The 24,036-nt window shown below is 72.2% G+C and carries 27 protein-coding genes; 20 read left to right on the forward strand and 7 right to left on the reverse strand.

The window, feature by feature from the left end; genetic code table 11:
* From ABD140_RS08420 to tsaD, 6 genes are all read left to right on the forward strand, one after another.
* On the forward strand, nucleotides 1-1,102 hold a 1,102-nt coding region (locus ABD140_RS08420), incomplete at its 5' end, for an alpha/beta fold hydrolase (protein WP_344238550.1).
* On the forward strand, nucleotides 1,102-1,548 hold the full coding sequence (tsaE, locus tag ABD140_RS08425) for a tRNA (adenosine(37)-N6)-threonylcarbamoyltransferase complex ATPase subunit type 1 TsaE (protein ID WP_344238553.1): 447 nt from the start codon (nucleotides 1,102-1,104) through the stop codon (nucleotides 1,546-1,548). The genes ABD140_RS08420 and tsaE, both read left to right, overlap by 1 nt.
* A 131-nt stretch (nucleotides 1,549-1,679) precedes the next feature.
* On the forward strand, nucleotides 1,680-2,387 hold the full coding sequence (locus ABD140_RS08430; RefSeq protein ID WP_344238555.1) for a hypothetical protein: 708 nt from the start codon (nucleotides 1,680-1,682) through the stop codon (nucleotides 2,385-2,387).
* A gap of 26 nt (nucleotides 2,388-2,413) precedes the next feature.
* Nucleotides 2,414-3,079, forward strand: coding sequence for a tRNA (adenosine(37)-N6)-threonylcarbamoyltransferase complex dimerization subunit type 1 TsaB (gene tsaB, locus ABD140_RS08435; RefSeq protein ID WP_344238557.1), 666 nt, complete (start codon nucleotides 2,414-2,416; stop codon nucleotides 3,077-3,079).
* 8 nt (nucleotides 3,080-3,087) lie between these two features.
* A complete protein-coding gene (rimI, locus tag ABD140_RS08440; RefSeq protein ID WP_344239138.1) occupies nucleotides 3,088-3,519 on the forward strand; it encodes a ribosomal protein S18-alanine N-acetyltransferase in 432 nt (143 codons plus the stop codon).
* Nucleotides 3,516-4,544, forward strand: coding sequence for a tRNA (adenosine(37)-N6)-threonylcarbamoyltransferase complex transferase subunit TsaD (tsaD, locus tag ABD140_RS08445; protein WP_344238559.1), 1,029 nt, complete (start codon nucleotides 3,516-3,518; stop codon nucleotides 4,542-4,544). Before rimI ends, tsaD begins: the two co-directional genes overlap by 4 nt.
* 24 nt (nucleotides 4,545-4,568) lie before the next feature.
* Here the strand turns inward: tsaD and ABD140_RS08450 are convergent, their stop codons facing one another.
* Both ABD140_RS08450 and ABD140_RS08455 read right to left on the reverse strand, forming a co-directional pair.
* Nucleotides 4,569-6,098, reverse strand: a complete 1,530-nt coding sequence (locus tag ABD140_RS08450) for an ATP-binding SpoIIE family protein phosphatase (protein WP_344238561.1) — start codon at nucleotides 6,096-6,098, stop codon at nucleotides 4,569-4,571.
* Nucleotides 6,095-6,718: a class I SAM-dependent DNA methyltransferase gene (locus ABD140_RS08455; RefSeq protein ID WP_344238563.1), complete on the reverse strand. Its 624-nt coding sequence runs from the start codon at nucleotides 6,716-6,718 to the stop codon at nucleotides 6,095-6,097. Before ABD140_RS08455 ends, ABD140_RS08450 begins: the two co-directional genes overlap by 4 nt.
* Nucleotides 6,719-6,843: 125 nt before the next feature.
* On the opposite strand from ABD140_RS08455, the gene ABD140_RS08460 reads away from it, so the two are divergent.
* The gene (locus ABD140_RS08460) at nucleotides 6,844-8,280 is read left to right on the forward strand and encodes an FAD-binding protein (RefSeq protein ID WP_344238565.1); all 1,437 of its coding nucleotides are present in this window, start codon (nucleotides 6,844-6,846) and stop codon (nucleotides 8,278-8,280) included.
* Here ABD140_RS08460 and ABD140_RS08465 read toward each other — a convergent pair.
* Nucleotides 8,255-9,505 carry an MFS transporter gene (locus tag ABD140_RS08465; protein WP_344238567.1) on the reverse strand — a complete coding sequence of 417 codons (1,251 nt, stop codon included), beginning with the start codon at nucleotides 9,503-9,505 and terminating at the stop codon, nucleotides 8,255-8,257. The two genes, ABD140_RS08460 and ABD140_RS08465, sit on opposite strands and share 26 nt — an antisense overlap.
* Nucleotides 9,506-9,600: 95 nt before the next feature.
* Here ABD140_RS08465 and ABD140_RS08470 point away from each other — a divergent pair, with 95 nt between their 5' ends.
* A complete protein-coding gene (locus ABD140_RS08470) occupies nucleotides 9,601-10,563 on the forward strand; it encodes a GlxA family transcriptional regulator (protein ID WP_344238569.1) in 963 nt (320 codons plus the stop codon).
* Nucleotides 10,564-10,590: 27 nt separating this feature from the next.
* Here the strand turns inward: ABD140_RS08470 and ABD140_RS08475 are convergent, their stop codons facing one another.
* Nucleotides 10,591-11,997, reverse strand: a complete 1,407-nt coding sequence (locus ABD140_RS08475; protein ID WP_344238571.1) for an MFS transporter — start codon at nucleotides 11,995-11,997, stop codon at nucleotides 10,591-10,593.
* 93 nt (nucleotides 11,998-12,090) lie between these two features.
* Between ABD140_RS08475 and ABD140_RS08480 the strand changes: the two genes are divergently transcribed.
* The 9 genes from ABD140_RS08480 to ABD140_RS40060 all read left to right on the forward strand — a co-directional run bounded on the left by ABD140_RS08480 (nucleotide 12,091) and on the right by ABD140_RS40060 (nucleotide 20,517).
* On the forward strand, nucleotides 12,091-12,693 hold the full coding sequence (locus ABD140_RS08480; RefSeq protein WP_344238573.1) for a TetR/AcrR family transcriptional regulator: 603 nt from the start codon (nucleotides 12,091-12,093) through the stop codon (nucleotides 12,691-12,693).
* A gap of 121 nt (nucleotides 12,694-12,814) precedes the next feature.
* Nucleotides 12,815-13,669: a hypothetical protein gene (locus ABD140_RS08485; RefSeq protein ID WP_344238575.1), complete on the forward strand. Its 855-nt coding sequence runs from the start codon at nucleotides 12,815-12,817 to the stop codon at nucleotides 13,667-13,669.
* A 42-nt stretch (nucleotides 13,670-13,711) separates the two neighbouring features.
* A complete protein-coding gene (locus tag ABD140_RS08490; RefSeq protein WP_344238577.1) occupies nucleotides 13,712-14,242 on the forward strand; it encodes a carboxymuconolactone decarboxylase family protein in 531 nt (176 codons plus the stop codon).
* A gap of 81 nt (nucleotides 14,243-14,323) precedes the next feature.
* A complete protein-coding gene (locus tag ABD140_RS08495; protein WP_344238579.1) occupies nucleotides 14,324-15,598 on the forward strand; it encodes an MFS transporter in 1,275 nt (424 codons plus the stop codon).
* Nucleotides 15,599-15,732: 134 nt separating this feature from the next.
* On the forward strand, nucleotides 15,733-16,698 hold the full coding sequence (locus ABD140_RS08500; protein WP_344238581.1) for an ABC transporter substrate-binding protein: 966 nt from the start codon (nucleotides 15,733-15,735) through the stop codon (nucleotides 16,696-16,698).
* The gene (locus ABD140_RS08505) at nucleotides 16,695-17,723 is read left to right on the forward strand and encodes a FecCD family ABC transporter permease (RefSeq protein ID WP_344238583.1); all 1,029 of its coding nucleotides are present in this window, start codon (nucleotides 16,695-16,697) and stop codon (nucleotides 17,721-17,723) included. Before ABD140_RS08500 ends, ABD140_RS08505 begins: the two co-directional genes overlap by 4 nt.
* The gene (locus ABD140_RS08510) at nucleotides 17,720-18,757 is read left to right on the forward strand and encodes a FecCD family ABC transporter permease (RefSeq protein ID WP_344238585.1); all 1,038 of its coding nucleotides are present in this window, start codon (nucleotides 17,720-17,722) and stop codon (nucleotides 18,755-18,757) included. Before ABD140_RS08505 ends, ABD140_RS08510 begins: the two co-directional genes overlap by 4 nt.
* Nucleotides 18,754-19,554, forward strand: coding sequence for an ABC transporter ATP-binding protein (locus ABD140_RS08515; protein WP_344238587.1), 801 nt, complete (start codon nucleotides 18,754-18,756; stop codon nucleotides 19,552-19,554). The genes ABD140_RS08510 and ABD140_RS08515 overlap by 4 nt, the downstream gene beginning before the upstream one ends.
* 61 nt (nucleotides 19,555-19,615) lie before the next feature.
* Nucleotides 19,616-20,517 (forward strand): IS5 family transposase gene (locus ABD140_RS40060; RefSeq protein WP_425544093.1). Its coding sequence is split into 2 segments (ribosomal slippage): nucleotides 19,616-19,963 and nucleotides 19,966-20,517, totalling 900 coding nucleotides; the frame shifts between segments, so codons are not numbered across the junction.
* A gap of 14 nt (nucleotides 20,518-20,531) precedes the next feature.
* On the opposite strand, the gene ABD140_RS08530 is transcribed toward ABD140_RS40060, so the two are convergent.
* Nucleotides 20,532-21,161: a class I SAM-dependent methyltransferase gene (locus ABD140_RS08530; protein ID WP_344238593.1), complete on the reverse strand. Its 630-nt coding sequence runs from the start codon at nucleotides 21,159-21,161 to the stop codon at nucleotides 20,532-20,534.
* A gap of 291 nt (nucleotides 21,162-21,452) precedes the next feature.
* Between ABD140_RS08530 and ABD140_RS08535 the strand changes: the two genes are divergently transcribed.
* The gene (locus ABD140_RS08535; RefSeq protein ID WP_344238595.1) at nucleotides 21,453-22,175 is read left to right on the forward strand and encodes a DUF6624 domain-containing protein; all 723 of its coding nucleotides are present in this window, start codon (nucleotides 21,453-21,455) and stop codon (nucleotides 22,173-22,175) included.
* A gap of 77 nt (nucleotides 22,176-22,252) precedes the next feature.
* Here the strand turns inward: ABD140_RS08535 and ABD140_RS08540 are convergent, their stop codons facing one another.
* Entirely contained in the window at nucleotides 22,253-22,444 is a 192-nt protein-coding gene (locus tag ABD140_RS08540) for a hypothetical protein (protein WP_344238597.1), read from the reverse strand.
* Between the two features lie 61 nt (nucleotides 22,445-22,505).
* Complete coding sequence (locus tag ABD140_RS08545) at nucleotides 22,506-22,925, reverse strand: ATP-binding protein (RefSeq protein WP_344238599.1); 420 nt, start codon at nucleotides 22,923-22,925, stop codon at nucleotides 22,506-22,508.
* Between the two features lie 110 nt (nucleotides 22,926-23,035).
* On the opposite strand from ABD140_RS08545, the gene ABD140_RS08550 reads away from it, so the two are divergent.
* Both ABD140_RS08550 and ABD140_RS08555 read left to right on the forward strand, forming a co-directional pair.
* Nucleotides 23,036-23,851, forward strand: coding sequence for a helix-turn-helix domain-containing protein (locus tag ABD140_RS08550; protein WP_344238601.1), 816 nt, complete (start codon nucleotides 23,036-23,038; stop codon nucleotides 23,849-23,851).
* The gene (locus ABD140_RS08555; protein WP_344238603.1) at nucleotides 23,848-24,030 is read left to right on the forward strand and encodes a DUF397 domain-containing protein; all 183 of its coding nucleotides are present in this window, start codon (nucleotides 23,848-23,850) and stop codon (nucleotides 24,028-24,030) included. Before ABD140_RS08550 ends, ABD140_RS08555 begins: the two co-directional genes overlap by 4 nt.
* The last annotated feature ends 6 nt before the right edge of the window (nucleotides 24,031-24,036 follow it).

Raw genomic sequence — 24,036 nt, forward strand, 5'->3', positions numbered from 1 at the left:
CGGCAGGTTGGTGCGCGGCCGGGTGCGCGACGGTGCGGCGGGCAGATCCTGCGCCAGGATCGACTGGTGGAGCGCGGCGGTCGCGGCACGCCGGGCGGCGGTCGGCCGGGTCCGGCTGCAGCCCGACCCGTACGCGGGCGAGCCCTTCGGGGTGCGGTGCGGCGAGCCGCTGACGGTGCTGGCCGACGACGGGCTCCCGCTGTACGTGGAGATCGACGAGCCGGCCGTGCGGCGGCCGGGCCTGCCGACGCTGGTCTTCTGCCACGGCTACTGCCTGACCCAGGACACCTGGCACTTCCAGCGCCGCGACCTGGCGGAGTTCCGCCGGGTCTTCTGGGACCAGCGCAGCCACGGCGCGTCGGGGCGCAGCAAGCCCGCCAACGCCACCATCGACCAGACCGGCGCCGACCTGGCGGCGGTGCTGCGCGCCACGGTCCGCCCGGACGAGCCGGTCGTGCTGGTCGGCCACTCCATGGGCGGGATGTCGATCATGGCGCTGGCCGACCGGGAGCCTGAGCTGTTCGGCTCGCGGGTCCTGGGCGTCGGCCTGGTCAACACCTCCACCGGCGACGTCCACGAGATGACGCTGGGGTTCCCGCTGGTGCTGGCCAAGCTGGTGCGCCCGTTCGCGCCCCGCGTGGTGCAGGGGCTGGGCCGCCGCAAGCAGATCGTGGACCCCGCCCGCGAGGTCGGCGCCGACCTGGCGTTCTTCGTGATCCGCCGGATGGGCTTCGCCGACCGCAGGATCAGCCCCGCGATCGTGGACTTCGTGGAGCAGATGATCCGCGTCACGCCCATCGACGTGATCGCCGAGTTCTACCCTTCGCTCATGCGGCATGACAAGCGCGCGGCGCTGGAGGTGCTGACGAAGGTGCCGGTCCTGGTCATGTCGGGGGGCGCCGACCTGCTCACGCCCAGGGCGCACGGCGAGCTGATCGCCGAGCTGCTGGACGACGCGGAGTTCGTCGGCGTGGAGGCGGCGGGGCACCTGCTGCCCCTGGAGCACCCGGACACGGTGACCGCCGCGCTGCGCAGGCTGGTGGAGAGGGCGGCGGGCGGCGGACGGAACGGCAACGGCGGACGCGGAAGGCGGAAAGACTAGTGCGGATCGAGACGGCCGAGGAGATGCACCGCTTCGGCAGGGAGCTGGCGGGGCGGCTGCGCCCGGGCGACCTGGTGGTGCTCTCCGGAGGGCTGGGCGCGGGCAAGACCACGCTGACCCAGGGGATCGGCGCGGGCCTGGACGTGCGGGGGCCGATCACCTCGCCGACCTTCGTGATCGCCCGGGTGCACCCGTCGCTGTCGGCCGGTCCCCCGCTGGTGCACGTGGACGCCTACCGCCTGGGCGGCCTGGCGGAGGTGGACGATCTCGACCTGGACGCCTCGCTGGAGGAGGCCGTCACCGTCGTGGAGTGGGGCGAGGGCATGGTGGAGGAGCTCGCCGAGGACCGGCTGGAGATCCGGCTGGAGCGGGTGGGCGAGGGCGAGGAGCGCGAGGTGGCGGTCATCGGGGTGGGCGAACGGTGGTCCGGGAGCGTTCCATGGTGAAAAAAGGTGTTTCTTCTGGTTGAGAACCTCCTGGGAGGTACTTCTTAAGTTGCAGTTGGATGTCGTAACCTCTTCAGCGCAGTAACGGGTTACTTCTCCTGATATCTCGGCAACGGGCATGGGAGTCCTCCATGGGTGGTCAGAGACGCAGATCCAGCGGCTCCGAGCGGAGCATGGCGATTCTGCTGGGCGGCGCGCTGACCGTCGTCCTCGCGGTCTGCGCCGTGGCCGGGCTCTTCATCCTGCGCAGCGCGGGCACCTCGCCGGAGGAGCGCATCCAGCCGGCGCGCAGCCAGCAGAACGCCCAGGCCCACCCCGACGCCACCTTCACCCCGCTGAGGGTCGTGCCCTCGGCCTGCGACACGGTGCCCGAGGACGTCGCGGGCCGGCTGGCGCCCGGCAGCACCGCGCGGCCGCACGAGGGAAGCGAGACCGACGACTACTCCAAGTGCAGCTGGGGCGGCGTGGGCACGGAGTCCGCCCGGGAGCTGTCCGTCGAGCTGCGCGGCATCCCCGGCGGCCAGGGCATCGAGCAGGCCAAGTCCCTGTTCCAGGAGGAGGCCTCGGCCGACGAGGGGGGCGAGGGATTGCTCTCGGGCCAGCGGCTGCAGCACTTCAAGCAGGTCGCGGACGTCGGCGAGCAGGCGTACGAGCTGTTCATCACCGAGAGGTACCAGGGCCAGGGCATCGTCCACGCCCAGGTCGGCAACGTGCTGATCACGGTGAGTTACGGCGGCAGCGGCAAGAACGACACCCTGCCGGACGCGGATCCGTGCCTCGAAGGCGCCCGCCAGGCGGCCGGAGCGGTCGTGGAGGCGGTGCGCGCGGCCGCCGCCTGACCGGCGAGCGGATAAGCTTGACGGCCGTGCTGGTACTGGCTTTCGACACCGCGACCTCGGCGGTCACCGTCGCCCTCTACGAATGGCGTCCGGGTGACACCGTCTACGCCCGCGGCAGCGTGCGCGGGATGGGCAGACAGCGCCACGCCGAGGTCCTGACGCCCTCGATCTCCCAGGTCCTGGCCGAGGCGGGCGCCTCCCCCCGGCAGCTGCGGGCGATCGCGGTGGGCGTCGGCCCCGGCCCCTACACCGGGCTGCGGGTCGGCCTGGCCACCGCGCACGCGCTGGGCGACGCGCTGAAGATCCCGGTCCACGGGGTCTGCACCCTGGACGCCGTCGCCTGGGCCACCGGCAGCGACGAGCCCTTCGTCGTGGCGACCGACGCCCGGCGCAAGGAGGTCTACTGGGCGCGGTACGACTCCTACGCCCGCCGGGTCACCGAGCCCGCCGTCGGGCCGCCCGCCGAGGCCGCCGAGCCGGGCCTTCCGGTGTACGGCGAGGGCGCCGCGCTGTACCCGGCGGTCCTGGGCGAGCCGCGCGAGCCGCTGATGCCCTCGGCCGCGGCGATCGCCGAGATCGCGATCATCCGCCTGTCGGGCCGCCCCGGCCTGCCGCTGCTGGCGCCCGAGCCGCTGTACCTGCGCCGGCCCGACGCCCAGGAGATCGGGCCGCGGAAGAAGGCGATCCAGTGATCAGGCCGATGACCGAGGCCGACCTGCCCGCCGCGATGGAGATCGAGCACGAGCTCTTCACCGACGAGGCGTGGACCGAGGCCATGCTGCTGGGCGAGCTGGCCGAGCAGCCCCGCACCCGGTACTACGTGGTGCTGGAGCGGGACGGGAAGGTCGTCGGCTACGGCGGGCTGGCCGCCGCGGCCGACGAGGGCGACATCCAGACCATCGGCGTCCGCACCGCCCACCAGGGCGCGGGCCTGGGCGCGGAGCTGCTGGCCGAGCTGCTCGCCGAGGCCGCCCGGCGCGGCTGCCGCGCGGTGTTCCTGGAGGTCCGCGCCGACAACGGACCGGCGCAGCGCCTGTACGAGAAGTTCGGCTTCGTGCGGATAGGCGTCCGCAAGCGCTACTACCAGCCGTCCGGCGTGGACGCGATCGTGATGAGGAGGGACAGACCATGAGCGAACCCCTGGTGCTGGGCATCGAGACCTCCTGCGACGAGACGGGCATCGGCATCGTCCAGGGCCACACCCTGCTCGCCGACACCGTCGCCTCCAGCGTCGACCTGCACGCCAGGTTCGGCGGGGTGGTGCCCGAGGTGGCCTCCCGCGCCCACCTGGAGGCGATGACCCCGACGATCGAGCGGGCGCTGAAGACCGCGGGCGTGACCCTGGACGACCTGGACGCCATCGCGGTCACCGCGGGCCCCGGCCTGGCCGGCACGCTCATGGTCGGCGTCGCCGCCGCCAAGGCCTACGCGCTGGCCCTGGGCAAGCCCCTGTACGGGGTGAACCACCTGGCCGCGCACGTGGCCGTCGACCAGCTGGAGCACGGCCCGCTGCCCAAGCCGTGCGTGTCGCTGCTGGTCTCCGGCGGCCACTCCTCGCTGCTGCTGGTCCCCGACGTCGCCACCGACGTCCGCTCCCTGGGCTCGACCGTCGACGACGCCGCGGGCGAGGCGTTCGACAAGGTCGCCCGCGTGCTGGACCTCGGCTTCCCCGGCGGCCCGATCATCGACCGCACGGCCCGGTCGGGCGACCCCGCGGCGATCACCTTCCCCCGCGGCAAGCTCGACGACGGCACCTACGACTTCTCCTTCTCCGGCCTGAAGTCGGCGGTGGCCCGCTGGGTGGAGGCCAAGGAGCGGGCCGGGGAGCCCGTCCCGATCGCGGACGTGGCCGCCTCGTTCCAGGAGGCCGTCGTGGACGTGCTCACCCGCAAGGCCGTCGCGGTCTGCAAGGCGCACGACGTCGACCACCTCCAGATCGGCGGCGGCGTCGCGGCCAACTCCCGGCTGCGGGAGATGGCCAAGCAGCGCTGCGACAAGGCGGGGATCCGGCTGCGGGTGCCCCGCCCCGGCCTGTGCACCGACAACGGCGCCATGGTCGCCGCCCTCGGCGCCGAGCTCGTCGCCTCCGGCGTGCACGACTCCCGCCTGGACATCCCGGCCGACTCCTCCCTCCCGGTGACGACCGTCCGCGTCTGAGGGCCGTCCGAGGGCTGTCCGGGACTAGGGGCCGTCGGACTGGGTGTTCAGCCGGAACCAGACGATCTTGCCGGTGGCGGTGCGGGTCGCGCCCCACTGGTGGGCCAGCCGGGAGACCAGCTGGATGCCGCGCCCGCCCTCGTCGTCGGCGTCGGCGTGGCGCAGCACCGGCAGGCCGTGCTCGTCGTCGCTGACCTCCACCAGCAGGCCGTCGGTGTGCAGCAGGCGCAGCTCGATGGGGCGGGCGGCGTAGCGGACGGCGTTGGTGACCAGCTCGGTGGCGAGCAGCTCGGCGTGCTCGCTGTGCTCCTCCAGTCCCCAGGAGGTGAGGGTGGCGCGGATCAGCCGGCGCACCCGGGCCGGGGTGATGGGCCGGGGCCGCAGCATCCAGCGGGCGATGCGCGTGGCCGGGATGCCGTTCAGGTCGGCCATGAGCAGCGCGACGTCGTCGTCCTGCTGCCCGCGGACCGGCAGGACGCGCAGCACCTCCTCGCACTGGGCGTCCAGCGGCAGCCGCCGGGCGTCGAGCACGCCGCACAGCTCGCCCAGCCCGTCCATGAGGTCGCGGCCGCGCACCTCCACCAGGCCGTCGGTGCACAGCACCAGCCGGTCGCCGTCGCGCACCGGGAACTCGATCGGCTCGAAGGCCACCCCGCCCACCCCGATCGGCACGCCCGCGGGCACCGGCAGCAGCTCGGCGCGGCCGTCGCGGCGGACCAGGACGGGCGGCAGGTGCCCGGCGTTGGCGAAGGTCACCCGCCGGGCCACCGGGTCGTACACCGCGTACAGGCAGGTGGCGAGGTGGTTCTCGCCCAGCTCCTGGGCGAGCCCGTCGAGCTGGCGCAGCAGCTGGTCGGGCGGCAGGTCCAGGGCGGCCAGGGTGTGCACGGACGTGCGGAGCTGGCCCATGATCGCCGCCGAGCGCATGCCGTGGCCCATGACGTCGCCGACGACCAGCGCGACGCGGCTGCCGGGCAGCGCGATCGCGTCGAACCAGTCGCCGCCGACCCGGGCGTGGTCGCTGGCCGGCAGGTAGCGGTGGGTCAGCTCGATGCCGGTGAAGCGGGGCAGGACGGTCGGCAGCATGCTGCGCTGGAGGGTGTCGGCGGCGGTGGCCTCGACCCGGTAGCGGTGGGCGTTGTCGGCGGCGAGCGCCGCCTGGTCGGCGAGCTGCTCGGCCATCATGACGTCGATCTCGTCGTGCGGCGCCCGCGCGCGCTCCAGCAGGACGGCGCCCAGGGTGCGGCCGCGCACCTTCATGGGCACGGCCAGCAGCGTGCCGTCCTGCAGCGGGGCGTCGAGCCGCATGACCTCGCGGGCGAGCTCCTCGGGCTGCTTGGGGCCGGTCACCAGGCGCAGCCCGGCCGAGCCGTCCAGCCGCTCGCCGGTGAACAGGCCCTCCAGCAGGTAGACGGTGACGGTGTCGGCCAGCTGCGGCACGAGGGCGGCGGCCAGGGCGCGGGCGCTGGCACCGGCGTCGAGCCGGGTGCCGATCCGGGTGGCCGCCCGCCCCAGGTAGGACAGCCGGTCGCGCAGGGGCTCGGCGGCGGTCATGGGCGGCGGCAGGAGAGGAAGAGCTGGACTTCGGGGACGGCCTGGGTGGAGGCGGGCGCGTAGCTGAGCACCTGCTCCTCCTCGATGGCGAACCCGGCGGCGGTGACCTCGTCCCGCAGCTCGTCGCGCAGCAGGGCGGAGACGCGCACCTCCTCGCCCAGGAAGGCCAGGGGGTGGTCGTCGAGGTCGGCCTCGACCATGGACAGGCAGAACAGGCCGCCGGGCCGCACCAGCCGGTGCATGCGCGCGAGGGCGGCGGGGAACTCCTCCAGCGGATACATCAGCAGGAGGAAGAACGCGATGACGGCGTCGTACTCGCCCTCGACGTCGCACAGGTCGATCTGCCGGAACTCGCCCCGCGGAACGTTCTCCCGGGCCAGGCGGACCATCTCGGCGGAGTAGTCGACGCCGGTGACGCGGTGACCGGCTCCGGCCAGCTGCGCGGCGGTCGGCAGGCCGGTGCCGCAGCCGAGGTCGAGCACGGCGGATCCGGGGGCGAGCCGGGCGAGCAGCCACTCGCCGGCCAGGATCTGGCCCTCCTTGTGCGGGAACGCCTCGTCGTAACGGGCGCCGATATGGTCGAAGGCGGCCGCCTGGCGACTCTCCCGTGTTGACTGCATGCTCCCGTTCCTCCGGGGTTCCCGTGGGCACAGTGCCGCAAATTTACAATCTCGGACATTCTGTAGTGAGATTCTTGCCAAGATCCTTTCAGGTGGTCTGAACGGATCTTGCAGGAGGTGCCACTGTGCCGGAACCCGGCCGCCGCTCCGTCATCACCGGCCTCGTGACGGGCGCGCTCGTCCTCGGCCTCGATCCCGTGTCCCGGACCTGGGTCACCGCCGCGCACGCCGGCGGTCCCTTCGACCGGCTGCCCCCGCTGGACGGGCGGCTCCGCCTCGACGCCGCCGCGCTGGACGCGGCCGCCGACGACTTCGGCCACATCGTCAGCAGGCGGCCGCGGGCCGTCCTGGAACCGGGCTCGGTCCGCGACGTGGCCGCCATGGTGAAGTACTGCCGCCGCCACGGCGTCCAGGTGGCCGGACGCGGCCAGGGCCACAGCGTCCACGGCCAGTGCCAGGTGGCGGGCGGCCTGGTCGTCGACCTCGGGACGCTGGACGCCATCGAGATCCGGGGCGACCGCGCGGTCGTCGGCGGGGGAGCCACCTGGCTGGCGCTGGTGCGGGCCGCGCTGGCCGAAGGCAGGACCCCGCCCGTGCTCACCGACTACCTGGGCCTGTCCGTCGGCGGCACCCTGTCGCTCGGCGGGTTCGGCGGCGCGGTCGGCCACCACGGCGCGCAGGTCGACAACGTGCTGGAGCTGACGGTCGTGACCGGGAAGGGCGAGCTGGTGACCTGCTCGCCGACCCGCCGCCGCGACCTCTTCGACGCGGTGCGCGGCGGCCTGGGCCAGGTCGGGATCATCGTCGAGGCCGTCGTCCGGCTGACCCCCGCGCCCGCGGCGGTGCGGCGCTACAACCTCACGTACCCGACGCTGGAGGCCCTCACGGCCGTCCAGAGGCGGATGGTCGACGAGGGGAGGTTCGGGTATCTGGAGGGCTCTCTCAGCCGCGCAGAGGACGGCTCCTGGGCGTACGTGATGGAGGCGGTGGCCTTCGACGCGACGCCCGCCGACGACGAGCGGCTCATCGGCGACCTGGGCCACGCCTCGGCGGCGATCGACGACCTGCCTTACTTCGACTTCCTCAACCGGATAGCCCCGGTCGTGGAGATCCTCATCCAGCTCGGCGAGTGGGCGCGCCCCCACCCGTGGATCGACGCCTTCCTGCCCGGCTCGAAGACCGAGGAGCTGGTCGCGGAGACGCTGCCGGAGCTGACCCCGGAGCTGATCGGGCAGAGCGCGGTCATCCTGCTCTACCCGATCCCCACCGCCAGGGTCCGGGCGCCTCTGGTGCGGCTGGCCGAGGAGAAGCACACCTTCCTGTTCGGGCTGCTGCGCACCGCCTCGCCCGGCTCCGCCGACGCCGCCACGATGGTCGCCGCCAACCGCGCCCTCTACGAGCGGGTCCGCGCCGCCGGAGGAGGCCGGTACGCGACCGGGGCGGTCCCGTTCAGCCGCGACGACTGGCGGCGGCACTTCGGCGACGCCTGGCCCGCCTTCCGCGCCGCCAAGCGCACCTACGACCCGGCGAACATCCTCACGCCGGGACAGGGGATTTTCTGACCGGGGGCCTGGTACGGAGGTTGGCGGAGACGAACGCCGCGGCGATGCACAGCACGCCGGCCCCGTACCAGGCCACGTCGTAGCTGCCGTGCTCGTCCCGGAGGAACCCGGCGACGGCCGAGGCGAAGGCGGCTCCGATCATGTGCGAGGCGAACACCCAGCCGAACACGATCGAGCCGTCCTTCCCGAACAACCGCTGGCACAGCGCGACCGTCGGCGGGACCGTCGCCACCCAGTCCAGGCCGTAGAAGACGATGAACAGCAGCATCGTCGGCTCGACGGAGGCGGCGAACAGCTGCGGCAGCACCAGCAGTGACATGCCGCGCAGCCCGTAGTAGGCCACCAGCAGCCTGCCCGGGTCCACGCGGTCGCTGAGCCAGCCGCTGAAGACGGTCCCGGCGATGTCGAAGACCCCGATGACCGCCAGCAGGCCCGCGGCGGCGGGCTCACTCATGCCGTGGTCGTGGGCGGCGGGGATGAAGTGGGTGCCGACGAGGCCGTTGGTGCTGGCCCCACAGACGAAGAACCCCGCCATCAGGTACCAGAAGCCGCGGCTGCGCGAGGCCTCCCGCAACGTCCGCAGCGCCCGCCCCGCGGCCCCCGGCCGCCGCTCGTGCACGGCGGGCGTGTCGGCACCCAGGGCGGTGAGCCCGATCTCCTCCGGGGTGTCGCGCAGCAGGAACCACACCAGCGGCACGACGGCCAGCGCGGCCACCGCGACCGCCACCGAGGCGAAACGCCAGCTCTGCTCCTCGGCCAGGGAGGCCAGAAGCGGCAGGAAGACCAGCTGACCGGTCGCGCCGCCCGCCGTCAGCACCCCCATGACGAGGCTCTGATGCCGCGCGAACCACCGGTTGACGAGGGTCGCGGCGAAGACCAGCGCCATGGAGCCGGTGCCCAGCCCGACCAGGACGCCCCACAGGGCGACGAGCTGCCAGCTCGCGCTCATCCAGACGGTGAGGCCGCTGCCCGCCGCGATCAGCACCAGCGCCGCCGTGACGACCTGCCGCATGCCGAACCGGTCCATCAGGGCGGCGGCGAACGGCGCCGTCAGCCCGTACAGCAGGAGGTTGACCGAGACGGCCAGCGAGATCGTGCCGGTGGACCACCCGAACTCCGCGCGGAGCGGGTTGATCATGACGCCCGGAGTGGCACGGAATCCCGCGGCGCCCATGATCGCCACGAGCGCGACGCCCGCGACGATCCATGCCCTGTGCAGCTTCATGTCCAGAATTCTTGAGGAGTCGGGAAATCCCGGCGAGTGGCCCGAACGCCAACTATCGCAAGATTCCGGCCAGTGGTCGGCGTACTGTACCGGGCATGCCGCACCGCATCGCCGTCCTGGCCCTGGACGACTTCTCCACCCTCGACCTGGGCATCCCCGGCCACGTCTTCCGGGTCGCCGAACCGCCCGCCGACTACGAGGTGCTCACCTGCAGTCCCGGTGGCGAGCCCGTGCGCTGCCGCACCGGCTACAGCGTGGTCCCCGACCACGACCTCTCCCTCCTGGCCACCGCCGACACGGTCGTCGTGCCGGGCATCCACGGCGGCTCGCCCCTGCGCGACGGAACCCTGCGCGAGGACGTCCGCGAGGCGCTGCGGGCCACCCCCGCCCGCCTGATGTCCATCTGCACCGGAGCCTTCGTCCTGGCCGCCGCGGGCCTCCTGGACGGCCGCCCGGCCACGACGCACTGGCGCAACGCGGAGAGGTTCGCGCGCCTCTTCCCGGCCGTGAAACTGAATCCCGACGTCCTGTTCGTCGACGACGGCGACGTCCTGACCTCGGCGGGCGTCGTCTCGGGCATCGACCTCTGCCTCCACGTGATCCGCAGCGACCACGGCAGCGCGGTGGCCAACCGCACGGCCCGCCGCTGCGTGGCCGCCCCCTACCGGCCCGGAGGCCAGGCCCAGTTCATCGAACGCCCCATCCCCGCCCCCGGAGCCGAAGGCACCGCTCCGGCCCGCGCCTGGGCTCTGGCCCGCCTCGCCGAGCCGATCACCGTGGCCGACCTCGCCGCGCGCGCCGGCATGAGCCCCCGCACGCTCACCCGCCGCTTCCGCGAGGAGACCGGCCACAGCCCCGCCAAATGGCTGACCCAGCAGCGCGTGGACCACGCCCGCCACCTCCTGGAGGCCACCGATCTGCCGGTGGACGAGGTCGCCCGGCACAGCGGCCTGGGCACCGCCGCCTCCCTGCGCCAGCACCTGCACGCCGCCCTGGGCGTGGCCCCCACGGCCTACCGGAGCACCTTCCGGGCCGGGGCGCCCGCCCCGGCCCGATGAGGGTCGGGCACGGGACGCCGTTCGGGGTCAGGGGCGGCCGGGGGTCAGGGCCGCCGCCACCAAGGCCGCGAGGGCGGCCGCGGCGGCGGCCAGGAGGAAGCCGTCGGTGAAGCCGCCCAGGGCGCGGCCGGCGATGGCGGCGGCGGCGACGCTGGAGATGACGGCCGCGCCGAGGGAGGCGCCGAACTCGTGGAAGGTGCTGACGATCCCGGAGGCGATGCCGGACTCGTGCGGGGCGACCCGGCCCAGCGCGGTGGCCGAGGCGACCACGAACAGCGCTCCGGCTCCCGCTCCCGCGACCGCCATCCCGACCGTGACCGTCACCGGGCCGAGCGACAGCACCGGCACGGCCATCCCGACCGCGGAGGCGAGCAGGCCGGCCACGGCCAGGCGGCGTGCTCCGGCGGCGCCCAGGGCCCGGCCGGTGAGGTCGGCTCCGGCCATCGTCGCCAGGGCGACGGGCAGGAACAGCAGGCCGGTGTGCAGGGCGCCGTAGCCGCGGGTGTGCTGGAAGTAGAAGGTGCCGAGGAGGAACGCCGCGATCACCAGGGCGGTGGCCATCAGGATGAGGAACGCGCCCGCGGCCACGGGGCGGCGGGCCAGCATCGCCACGTCCATCAGCGGCGAGCGCGCCTTCTTCTGCCAGAGCGCGAACACCGCGTAGCCGGCGGCGGCCGCCAGGAGGAGCAGGCCGGTGGCGGCGGTGAGCCAGCCGTGGTCTCCGGCGCGGATGAGCGCGAAGATCAGCGTGCCGGAGGCGGCGGTGACCAGCAGCGCGCCGAGCACGTCCAGCCGGGGGCGCGGACCGGTCGCGCCCCGGCGCGGCAGCAGCCGGGCCAGGGCCGCCAGGATCACCAGTCCGATGGGCACGTTGACGTAGAAGACCCACGGCCAGCCCGGCCCGGCGGTGATCAGCCCGCCCAGCAGCACGCCCAGGGCCGCGCCTCCGCCGCCGAGCGCCGACCACACCCCCAGCGCCCGGTTGCGCTCCTCTCCGTCGAACAGGCCCACCACCAGCGACAGCGCCGCCGGTGACAGCAGCGCCGCGCCCACGCCCTGGGCCGCGCGCCCGCCCAGCAGCATCCCGGCCGAGTCGGCCGCTCCGGTCGCCAGCGATCCGGCGACGAAGACCGCCAGGCCCGCGACCACCACCGGCTTGGCCCCGACCAGGTCGGCGATCCGGCCGCCCAGCAGCATCAGGCCGCCGAAGGCCAGGGTGTAGGCGGTGACCGTCCAGGCCACGGCCTGGCGGCCCAGCCCCAGATCGGCCTCGATGTGCGGGAGCGCGATGGCCACGACGGTGACGTCGAGGATCAGCATCAGCTGGGCCACCCCGAGGAACCCCAGAAGGCGCCACCGCAGCGGATGCGCCGCCTCCTGCGGCGCGGTGGAGGCCTGGTCTCCACGGGTGGGCGGATCGGACTGTCGGGTCATGGCGAACCCCTCCCTTAACTCGTACTCATGAGTACGACTTTGCGGTCGCGGGGAGAGTAACACGTACTTACTCATACGAGTTAGGGTGTGGGCATGCCGACCGCCGACCGCCCCCGCCGCCGCGCAGACGCCGAGCGCAGCATCGCCCGCATCGTCACCGCGGCACGCGCATGCCTGAGCGGCGACCCGAACGCCGGCCTCGACGACATCGCCAAGGCCGCCGGGGTGGGGCGGATGACGCTCTACGGCCACTTCGGCAACCGCGCCGCACTGGTCGAGGCGGCGCTGGCCGACGCGCTGCGCGCCGGCGAGGAGGCGTTGGCGGCCGTCGACCTCACCGGGGACGCGCGACAGGCCCTGGCCCGCCTGCTGCACTCCAGCTGGTCGCTGGTGGCCGAATCGGCGGTGCTCCTGGGCGCGGCCCGGGAGGTGCTTCCCGCCGAGCGCATCCTCGAACTGCACGCCGCCCCCGCCCAGCGCGTCGAAGACCTCGTCCGCCGCGGCCAGGCCCAGGGCGTCTTCCGCACCGACCTGCCGATGACATGGCTGGTCAACGTCGTGCACCACATCCTGAAGGGCGCCGCGGAGGAGAGCCGCGCCCAGCGCCTGGAGGCCGAGGACGCCGCCGGCATCGTCACCGCGACGGCGCTGGCCGTCCTCGCCCTCCCCGCCCCGGATCCCCTCGGTCCGCGGTAGCGCTGTCGGCGTCCTGCGGCATGTCGCTGTCCGGACCCCGTAGACGGAAATACCCCCCGGGGGTATGTTGTTGGAGCCGGTACGCCGAGCACGGACGACACATCACCCAGGTGGAGGCATCATGAAGCACCATTCCGGACACGAGACGACCGGCCACGCAGGCCACGGCGAAGCCCGGCCCGGGGGGCTCTCGGTCTCCGAAGACGGGTACACCTTCGAACTCGACTCGACGATCCTCCCCGCCGGGGCGCAGACGGTCACCTTCCGGGTGGCCGGCCCCGACGGACGGCCGGTCACCCGGTTCACGCCCGAGCACGAGAAGGAACTGCACTTCATCGCCGTGCGGCGCGACACGACCGGGTTCCAGCATGTGCACCCGGTGATGGACGAGAAGGGCACCTGGAGCGCCGAAGTGTCCCTGGAACCGGGGGCCTGGAGGTTCTTCGCCGACATCCACCCGGACGGCCACGGGGGTTCCCTGACTCTGGGGGCCGACGCCTCGGTCGCCGGACGGTACGACCCGCGGCCGCTTCCCGAGGAGAACCGCACCGCTCGCGTCGGCGATTACACCGTCACCCTCGACGGCGCGCTCGTGCCCGGCGAAGCAGGCGACCTGACGCTCACCGTCAGCCGCGGCGGTGAGCCCGTCACCGACCTGCAGCCCTACCTGGGCGCGTACGGGCACCTGGTGGCGCTGAGGGTGGGCGACCTGGGCTACCTGCACGTCCACCCGGAGGGCGCGCCCGGTGACGGCACCGCCGAGCCGGGGCCCGCGATCACCTTCACGGCCGCTGCGCCGTCGGGCGGCGCCTACCGTCTCTACCTGGACTTCCAGCACGACGACGTCGTCCGGACGGCTGAGTTCACGGTGCGGACGACCGCGGCCGCCCCCCGCTCAGAGGCGGCGCCCCAGGCCGCACCCGGGCACGGGGGCCACCACGGCCACCACGGGCACCACGCGCACGCGCACCACTGACCGCATGGACGTCAGCACACCTTCCACGGGAAAAGGACCGTCATGCCACGCCTGACCCGACTCACACCCGACACGGCGGTCGGCGCCTCGCGCGGCCTCCTCGCCGACCTGGTCTCCCGCCACGGCCGGATCGGCGACATGGTCTCCACGATGGCGCACTCGCCCGCCGTCCTGGGCGGCTACCTCCAGCTCAGCCGGGCCATGAAGCGAGCCAAGCTCGACCGCGGGACCGGCGAACGGATCTCGATCGCCGTCCAGACCCTGCAGGGATGCGGGCTGTGTCTCGACGCGCACGTCAGCGCCGCCCGCGCGAGGGGAGTGGCCGAGGAGGAGATCGAGCGGGCCCGTGCGGGCACCTCGGCCGATCCCGCGATCGCGGCGATCATCGCCCTCGCCCTCCAGGTCTACCGCGAGCCGGCGTCGATCACCGACGAGCAGGTCACCGCACTGCGCGAGCACGGCTACAGCGACCGCGAGATAGCCGACGTCGTCGGCGTCGTCGCGCTCAACGTCCTCACCGGCGCCTTCAACCTGCTCGCCGGCCTCACACCGGAGAACGACGCCGGTGCATAGAAACGCCCCCGCCCCGATTCGCGGGGCACGGCCCGCCACCCGGGGCCGTGCCCCGCCGCATGGACACGGAAGGAACCCGCCATGCGACTGTTCACCATCCGCGCCTACCGCCACCTGTTCAGCGCCCAGGTCATCGCCTTGTTCGGCACCGGCCTGACCACCGTGGCCCTCGGACTGCTCGCCTACGACCTCGCCGGCCCGCGCGCCGGCACGGTCCTCGGCACCGCCCTGACCGTCAAGATGGTCATGTACGTGGCCATAGCGCCCCTCGCCGCCGCGTACGTCGACCGGCTCCCCAGAAGAACCCTCCTGGTCCTCCTCGACATGGTGCGCGCCGCGGTGGTCCTGGCACTGCCGTTCGTCACCGAGGTCTGGCACATCTACGTCCTGGTCGGCCTGCTCCAGGCCGCGTCCGCGGCGTTCACCCCGACGTTCCAGGCCGTCATCCCCGACATCGTCACCGATGAGTCCGACTACACGCGCGCTCTGTCCGCCTCCCAGGTCGCCTACACCATGGAGAGCCTGCTCAGCCCCGTACTGACGGCCGTCGCCCTGGCGTTCATCAGCTTCAACTGGCTGTTCCTGGGCACCTCCGCCGGATTCCTCCTCTCGGCGCTGCTCGTCCTGGCGACGCGCATCCCCGACGCCCGCCCCAGCGTCCGCACCGGGGTGTGGGACAAGGCGGCGGCCGGGATCAGGACGTTCCTCAGGACACCTCGGCTGCGCGGCGTCATGGCGCTCAACCTCGTGGTCGCGGCGGCGGGGTCGATCGTCGTCGTCAACACCGTCAACCACGTCCGCGACGAACTCGGCGGCTCGCAGTCGGACGTCGCATGGATGCTCGCCGCGTCCGGCTCCGGAACCCTTCTGGCCGCCCTCGTGCTGCCCCGCGTGCTCGACCGGCTCGCCGCCCGCACCGTCATGCTGGCCGGCGCCGCGGTCCTCGTCGGCGGCACGACCGCCGCGGCGGCCCTCCTCGCGACCGGCCTGGCCGCATGGGCGGGGACGGCGATCGTCTGGGCCGTGATCGGCGCCGGAATGGCGCTGATCGTCACACCGACCGGCAAGGTCCTGCGCGACTCCGTCGAACCGGACGCGATCCCCGAGACCTTCGCGGCCCAGTTCTCCCTGTCGCACCTGGCCTGGCTGGTCACCTACCCCATCGCGGGCCGGCTCGGTACGAACGCCGGCTTCGCCCTCACCTGGTCCGTCCTCGCGGTCCTCGCCGGGGCGGGCGCCGTCGGAGCCCTCCTTCTGTGGCCGCGCCGCGACGGACGGCGAGCCGTGACCGTGCCCGCGACGCTCGACCGGGCCACGTCCCGGACGGACAGGTCCACCCTGTCCAAGGCCGCGTAGAGGTTCCAGGTCGCGCCGCATCGGGGTGGGTTCGTCCTGAATGACCTGGGGCTTTGTTAAGGTTAGCTTTACCTAAGTAAAAACTCCCCGTCATGTTCGGGGCCCTCCCTGTGTTGCCCGAGAGGTCACTTTCCATGTCCAGAATCCTCAACCGCCGCAACGCGATGGCGACCCTTGCGGCCGCCGCGCTCGCCGTCACCACCGCCTGCGGCTCCTCCGACGACACGAAGGCGTCGTCTTCGGATGCCGCGAAGCGCACGGTGACCACGGTCATGGGCGACGTGCAGGTTCCGGGGAACCCGCAGAGGGTCGTGGTGCTGGACACCGACGCGCTGGACTCGGCCGTCACGCTGGGGGTCACCCCGGTCGGCGCGACGACGGCCTTCGCGGACGCGCCGCTCTCCACCTACCTGCCCGAGGACAAGGTGGCGGGCGTCAAGCAGGTCGGGCTCATCGGCCAGCCGAACCTGGAGGCGATCGCCGCGCTGAAGCCGGACCTGATCCTGAGCAACAAGGTCCGCGACGAGAAGAACTACACGGCGCTGACCGCCATCGCGCCGACCGTCCTCACCGAGACCACCGGCCCGGCATGGCGCGAGAACTTCGAGCTGCACGCCGACGCCCTGGGCAAGAAGGACGAGGCGAAGAAGGTCGTCACGGACTACGAGACCCGCGTCGGCGAGACCGCCGAGGCGCTCGGCGGCGCCGAGAAGGCCAAGGCCACCAAGGTCGGCTTCGTGCGCTTCATCGAGGGCGCCGACACCCGGCTCTACCTGAACGACACGTTCGTCGGCTCGATCTTCGCCGACCTGGGCGTCGGGCGGCCCGCCAACCAGGACACCACGGGCTTCTCGCTCGACATCAGCCCCGAGCAGGTCGACAAGGCCAACGCGGACGTCATCTTCTACTCCACCTACGGCTCGCCCGAGGCGGCCAAGGAGACCGGCATCACCGGCGGACCGCTGTGGAAGAAGCTCGACGCGGTGAAGAACGGCAAGGTCTTCAAGGTCGACGACACCCTGTGGATGCTCGGCATCGGCTACACCGGCGCGGGCGTGATCCTGGACGAGATCCAGAAGGACCTCTCGGCCGCGGAGTGACGAAGAAGACGACACGGCGCCCGGTCCGGCAGACCGGGCGCCGCCTCGGCTGGCTGGCGGCGGGCGTGCTCCTGCTGCTGCTCGCCGTGCTGCTCAGCCTCATGGTCGGCAGCCGCTCGATCTCCCCGGCCGCGGCGCTGGACGCCCTGCTGCACGGCGGCGCCACCGACGACGCCTACGTCGTGCGGTCGCTGCGCGTGCCGCGCACGGTCATCGGCGTCATGGTCGGCGTCGCCCTGGCCCTGGCGGGCGCGGTGATGCAGGGCATCACCCGCAACCCCATCGCCGAGCCGGGCATCCTGGGGATCAGCCAGGGGGCGTCGCTCGGCGTCATCTGCGCGATCGCCTTCGCCGGAGTGCACACGCTGACCGGATACGTGGGGTTCGCCTTCGCCGGAGCGGCGGTCGCGGCCGTCGCCGTCTACCTCTTCGCCGGCAGCGGCCGCGGCGGCGCGACACCCGTCAAGCTGGCCCTGGCCGGCGCGGCGATGAACGCCTTCCTGGCCGCGCTGGTCTCGGGCATCATGATCACCAACGGGCGCGCGCTGGACGAGTTCCGGTTCTGGCAGGTCGGCTCGATCAGCGGCCGCGGACCCGAGGTCGCCGCGCAGACCTGGCCGTTCCTGCTCGCCGGGCTGCTGCTGGTGGCCGTGATGGCGCGCAGCCTGGACGCGCTGGCCCTGGGCGACGACGCCGCCAAGGGGCTCGGCCACAACGTCCCCCTGATGCGGATCCTGGGCGCCCTCGGCGCCACCGTCCTGACGGGCGTCGCCGTCGCCGCGGCCGGACCCGTCGTCTTCGCCGGCCTGGCCGTCCCGCACATGGCGCGCGCGGCGGTCGGCACCGACCACCGCTGGCTGCTGCCCATGGCCGCCCTGATCGGGCCCGCGCTCATCCTGATCCCGGACGTCGTCGGCCGCGTCCTCTTCCCGCCCTCGGAGGTGCCGGTGGGCGTCATGACGGCGCTGCTGGGCGTGCCCTTCCTGGTCGCCATCGTGCGGCGGAAGTCGGTGGTCGCGGCATGAGGCCCGCCGGATACGCAGCCGTCAAGGCGGGGCGGGCGGCCTTCCTGCTGCACCGCCGCTCCGCCGCCGTGGCGTTCGCGCTGGCCGCCGCGCTGGCGGTCGTCGTCATCGCGTCCCTGAGCGTGGGGGAGTCCTTCGTCTCCCCGGCGGAGGTCGTGCGCGTGCTGCTCGGGCAGCCGAGCCCCGACGAACTCGTGGTGGGCACGCTGCGGCTGCCGCGCCTGGTCGTCGGCCTGCTGGTCGGCGCGGCCTTCGGCCTGGCCGGGGCCCTGATCCAGACGGTGGCGCGCAACCCGCTCGCCAGCCCCGACATCATCGGGGTGTCGCACGGCGCGGGCGCGGCGACGGTCGCCGCGTTCACCTTCGGGATCACCTCCTACGCGGCGCTGCCGCTGGTGTCCCTGGGCGGCGGCATCGCCGCGGCCCTCCTGGTCTACGTCTTCGCCTGGCGGAACGGGCTGCGGGCCACCCACTTCGTGCTGATCGGCATCGGGTTCTCGGCGGCCATGTCGTCCCTGACCCAGCTGTTCCTGACCAAGGGCGACTTCCTCATCGCCGAGCAGGCCAAGGTCTGGCTCACCGGATCGCTCAACGGCCGCGGCTACGACCAGGCCGCGCCCCTCGCGGCGGTCCTGCTGCTGCTCCTCGTGCCGCTGCTGTGGGTGGCGCGCGCCCAGCGCGACATGTCCCTCGACGACGACACCGCGACCGCCCTGGGCGTCCGCCTCGGCCGCGTCCGGCTCGGCCTCGTCGCGCTCGGCGTCGTCCTGGCGTCCGTGGCGACCGCCACCGCGGGCCCGGTCGACTTCGTGGCGCTGCTCGCCCCGCAGATCGTCCGCCGCCTGACCCGCGGCGCCCAGATCCCCCTGCTGTGCTCGGCGCTGATGGGCGCGCTCATCGTCGTCCTGGCGGACCTGCTGGCCCGCAGGCTGTTCGCGCCGATCGAACTGCCGGTCGGCGTGCTCACCGCCGCCGTGGGCGCCCCGTATCTCTTGTGGCTGATCGTCCGAAGCCGTTCCGGAGGCAGAACATGACCGGCAACCGCCTGAAGGCGCAGGGCCTCACCCTGTCGTACGAGAGCCGCACCGTCGTCGACGGCCTCGACCTGGAGATACCGCAGGGGAAGGTGACGGTCGTCGTCGGCCCCAACGCCTGCGGCAAGTCCACCCTGCTGCGCGCCCTCGGGAGGCTGCTCAAGCCCCGCCGCGGCGCGGTCCTCCTGGACGGCGTCGAGCTGTCCCGCCTCCCCACCAAGCAGATCGCCCGCACGATCGGGCTGCTGCCGCAGACGCCGACGCCCCCGGAGGGGATCACCGTCGCGGACCTCGTCGCGCGCGGACGGCAGCCGCACCAGAAGTGGTGGCAGCAGTGGTCGGACGACGACGAGCGGGCCGTCACCGAGGCGATGGAGCGCACGGACGTCGCCGCGCTCGCCGAGCGGCCGGTCGACGAGCTGTCCGGCGGCCAGCGCCAGCGGGTCTGGATCGCCATGGCCCTCGCCCAGGACACCGACCTCCTCCTGCTCGACGAGCCGACCACCTACCTCGACATCGCCCACCAGGTCGAGGTCCTGGACCTGGTGCGGCGGCTCAACCGCGAACGCGCCCGCACCGTCGTCGCCGTCCTGCACGACCTCAACCAGGCGGCCCGCTACGCCGACCACCTGGTCGCCATGAAGGCGGGCCGCGTCATCGCCCAGGGCGCCCCCCGCGACGTCGTCACCGCCGACCTCGTCCACGAGGTCTTCGGCCTCACCTGCGTCGTCGTCCCCGACCCGGTGACCGGCGACCCCCTGGTCGTCCCCGGCGCCCCCTGGCACCCGGCCGACTAGGTCCTGTCCCGTGATCTTTGTTGGCAGTTTGGTGTAGATCATCTGCGTGGGTGATGAACGTCTGAAGCGTCATGATCTGGCGGATGAGGAGTGGGCGCGGCCGGCGCCGCTGTTGCCGGCGCAGAACGTGCATGGGGCGCGGTGGAGCGATCATCGGACGGTGATCGACGGGGTGTTCTTTCGGACCCGAGCGAGCTGTGCTCGGCGGGACCTGCCGCCGTGTTACGGCAAGTGGAAGACCGTCTACAACCGGCATCGCCGCTGGTCCCTGGACGGGACGTGGGAACAGATCCTGGACGGGCTGCGCGCCGGGTGCGACGCGGCCGAGGGTGAGGATTGGACGGTCAGTGCCGATTCCACGATCGTGCGGGCGCATCAGCATGCGGCCGGGGCGCGGCATGCCCCGGCCGTCGACATCGCTCAAAAGGGGCCGGTAAAGATCACGAGCGGGTGACGAAAGGTGGTCGTGAAGCGCTTGGACGGTCCCGGGGCGGCCTGACCACGAAGATCCACCTGGTCGCCGGCCGGCGGTGCCCTCCGATCGCCCGGCTCACCTCGCCCGGCCAGCACGCCGACTGTCCCAAGTTCATCCCGCTCATGGAGTCCATCCGCATCCCACGACGAGGCGTGGGCCGTCCACGCAAGAAGCCGGCCCGCGCCTTGGCCGACAAGGCCTATTCCTCCCGAGCCAACCGCCGCTACCTGCGGCGACGCGGCATCAAGGCCGTCATCCCGGTCAAGAAGGACCAGGCCGCCCACCGCGTCAACCGCGGCTCCAAAGGCGGACGGCCACCGGTCTTTGACCGCGATGCCTATAAGGAACTCAACACCATCGAGCGCTGCGTCAACAAGCTGCGCCAGCACCGTGCCGTCGCTACCCGCTACGACAAGCGAGAACGCATCTACCAGGGCACCATCGACGTCGCTTCGATCCGCATCTGGCTCCGCCGCCCCGTCACATGATCACCTAATACTGCCTAGGGGAGGCGGGCCAGCAGGTGGGCGTCGAGGAAGCCCCGTTCGGAGGCCGGGTCGTGGAGCAGCCGGGCGAACGGAACGAGCCCGGCCCCGGCCAGCAACTCGGCGAACCGGTCCACCGGCCAGCTATAGGCGGACGTCACCTTGTGGTCGAAGTGGACCGGCTCTGATCCGTCGGTCGCGAAGAACGAGACCAGGAGCAAGCCCCCCGGCACCAGGACACGCACCTGCTCGGCGAGCAGCGCGGGCAAATCCCCAGGAGGGGTGTGGATCATCGAGTAGTGGGCCAGCACGCCGCCGAGCGCGCTGTCTTCGACCGGCAGCGCCTCCATCCGCGCCTCGTCGAACCGCAGCGCAGGATGGGCCCGCCGGGCGTGGTCGACCATGCCCGGTGAGAGGTCGAGCCCGAAAGCGTCCAGCCCCAGGTCGTGCAGCATGGCCGTCAGATGTCCGGGCCCGCAGCCGACGTCGGCCGCGCGCGGATTCCCCGTCTCGCGCACCAGCTCGGCGAAGGTAGCGATCATGTTCCGCGAGAACGGCTGCGCCTCCAACCGATTAGCGAACATCGACGCATACAGCTCGACGACCCCATCGTAGGCCGCCCTGGTCTGGTCCTGGTACTCCATCATGGGAAGGGAAGCTAACACCCGCGCGTCCACAGCTTCTCCGGGTCCGTGCCGACAGCCGCACCTGAGACTGACCGTCCCGTCACATGATCGCGAGACAGCCCCTAGGTCCTGTCCGGCGGATCATGCGCCTTCTCGCGCTCCGGCACGTTGGCATGTTCATGGGCGGGGCGATCTCACGAACGGAGAACGGGCCCGGCTGAAGCCGTATCTGCCCAAGTCCGGTCAGCGCGGTGGGCGTTGGACCAGCCACCGCAGGGTCATCAACGGGGGGTCGCACGTGGGACGAGCTCTATGCGGCCGTCCTGGCAGGCGCGGACGCCCAGGGCCGCATCGACGGGTCCAGGGCATCGTGACCGTCGTCGCGGTCTGGCTCTTGCTCCGGGGGTAGATCCATTATCCCGGTGCGGCGAGTTGCCTGTCACCGTTCTCCAGAATGATTTTTACATCCGATTTGCGCCTTTAGGCTTGCGGGCGGGATGCAAAGTGGATTTGGCTTGGGAGTTGAAAGTGGCTCACGACGTTGCCGCACTGACAGCGGAACTCACGGATATGGCTGAGGCCGATTACCGGTCGGCAGTCCGCGCGAACAGCGACGACCCCGCCGAGCAGCTGATCTGGCGGCGGCTGACCGCCCGGCACGGTGACCGGCTCAACGAGATCATGGACGAGTACGGCTGGCCGACGGCGGAACTGGTCGGCGAGGAGGCCGCACGCGCGGCATGGCTCATCGCTCAGCACGCCGACCGGCAGCTCGACGTTCAGCGTCGCGCCCTCCAGCTGATGCAGCAGGCGGTGTCGGCAGGCTCGGCCGGCCCGCGCGAGCTGGCCTTCCTGCGCGACCGCACGCTGGTCAATGAGGGCCGCAAGCAGGTCTACGGAACTCAGATCGCCGGCGTGAAGGACGGGGCGCCGGTTCCGTGGCCCTGTGAAGAGCCCGAGCGCATGGACGAACTCCGTGCGGAAGTCGGTATCGAGCCTTTCGACGAGTACGTCGCCCAGTTCTCCCCGGCCTGACGCCCCCCTTCCAGGTCGCGTCCGGTGGACCACCGCCCGGGCTCACCCGCTGCGGGCAATGATCCGCCGGACAGGCCTTAGGCCGCTCCCCGGGGCGGTGAGCCCGGCCCCCGGCGCCGGAGGGCCGCGGTGTGTCCTGCGCGGCGGACGGCTTGGGCCCGGACCCGCTCGCGGCGGTCGGAGGCGAGGGCGTGAGCCATCCAGGGGAGTACGGACAGGGACATGCCGAGCACCCACGCTGCGAGGGTGTGCAGGGTCTCCTGGATCATCCCCGGACCTCCGGGCCGAGCGGGCGGGCACCGGCGCCTCTTCGGGCGGCACCCTGACGGGTCAGAATCTCGCCCATACGACCTTTCCCTCCCGGACGGCGCGCCAGCCCATGGCGCGGGCGGCGTCCTCGATGAGGATCAGGCCGCGCCCGCGCAGGTCCTCGATGCCCGGCCGGCGCCGTTCGGGCATCTCCGGGGAGCGGTCGGCGACCTCGACGAGGAGGCCGTCGTCGTCCAGGAGGAGGCTGAGGAGGATGGGCGGCTCGCCGTGGCAGTAGGCGTTGGTCACCATCTCGTGGACGGCGGTGATCCTGTCGTCGATGAATCCGGTGTCGATCTCCCAGTCCCGCAGGACGGCGGCGACGCGGTGCCGGACGTCGTTGACGTCCTCAAGGGTCCAGGGGACGGCGAAGTTCTGAAAGTAGAACTTCGTACGGTCCGGCCGTTGTGGAATGTATGTCGCGTCGATGTCGGAAGCCACGTTTCGTCTCCGCGGAGTTCGGGGAATCGGTGGCACCAGAGTCAATCCCCGGGTTAGCGTTTGCCAGTTCTCGCGAGAAACACGAGAACGTCGGATAATCCGGAGGGCGCATGCCCAAACTCGTCCCACCCCCTGAGCCGACCATCGACCTGTGGGCGCTCATCGCCCACCACCTGCGGTTCCTTCGCCTCCAGAAGGGCAAGTCGCAGGCGAACGTGGGCGCCGTCATCAACGCGTCCGTCGCCTCGGTTTCTCGTATCGAGCGAGGCGAGGAGATGCTCGACGAGAAGCAGGCCGCGCTCCTTGATAAGGAGTGGGATACGGGAGGTTTGTTCGGTTTTCTTATTTATCACGCAACTCGGAGCCATAACTCCGCATGGCGTGAGCAATGCCTGCATCTTGAGGCGTCCGCCCATTTCCTGCGCGTCTATGAGGCGCTGGTCGTTCCCGGGGTCTTCCAGACCCCTGAGTACGCGCGGGCGCTCATCCTGTCCGGGCGTTACGCCTCCCGAGCGGACGAGATGGTGGCCGATCGCATGAAGCGCGCCGCCATCTTTCGGCGCGACCCGCCCCCGGAAGTGTGGGCGATCCTTTCGGAGAACGCCTTGGGCTGGCCTATCGGAGGGCCGGAGGTCATGCGCGGCCAACTGGAGCACCTGCTCGACCTCGCCCGATTCGACACCGTCGGAATCAGGGTCGTGCCCCGTTCCTCTGGAGCGTCCCCGGCCATGGACGGAAGCTTCATGATCATGACCTTGGGAGCGGGGGACACGGTCTTCTCCGATTCCCCCGGCGGTGGACGTCTCGTCAGCGAACCGGCCGAAGTGCGTGGGTACCTTGGGCGCTACGAGCGGATCGGGTCCCGGGCGCTCTCCGGTCCTGACAGCCTCGCGCTGATTCACCGATATCTGGAGAACATCGAATGACCACCACTCATGTTTGGCGCAAGTCCAGTCACAGCGGTGCTGAGAACCTGTGCGTCGAGTTGGCGGCGCTTCCTGCCAGGCTGGGGATCCGGGACGGCAAGAACCCCGAGCGAGGCCACCTGGCGCTGTCCGGCCGCCGTGCCGCCTCGTTCCTGGCCCGGGTGAAGTCCGGTTATTGACGCGGC

This window comes from Actinocorallia libanotica, assembly GCF_039525175.1.
Taxonomy (GTDB): domain Bacteria; phylum Actinomycetota; class Actinomycetes; order Streptosporangiales; family Streptosporangiaceae; genus Actinocorallia; species Actinocorallia libanotica.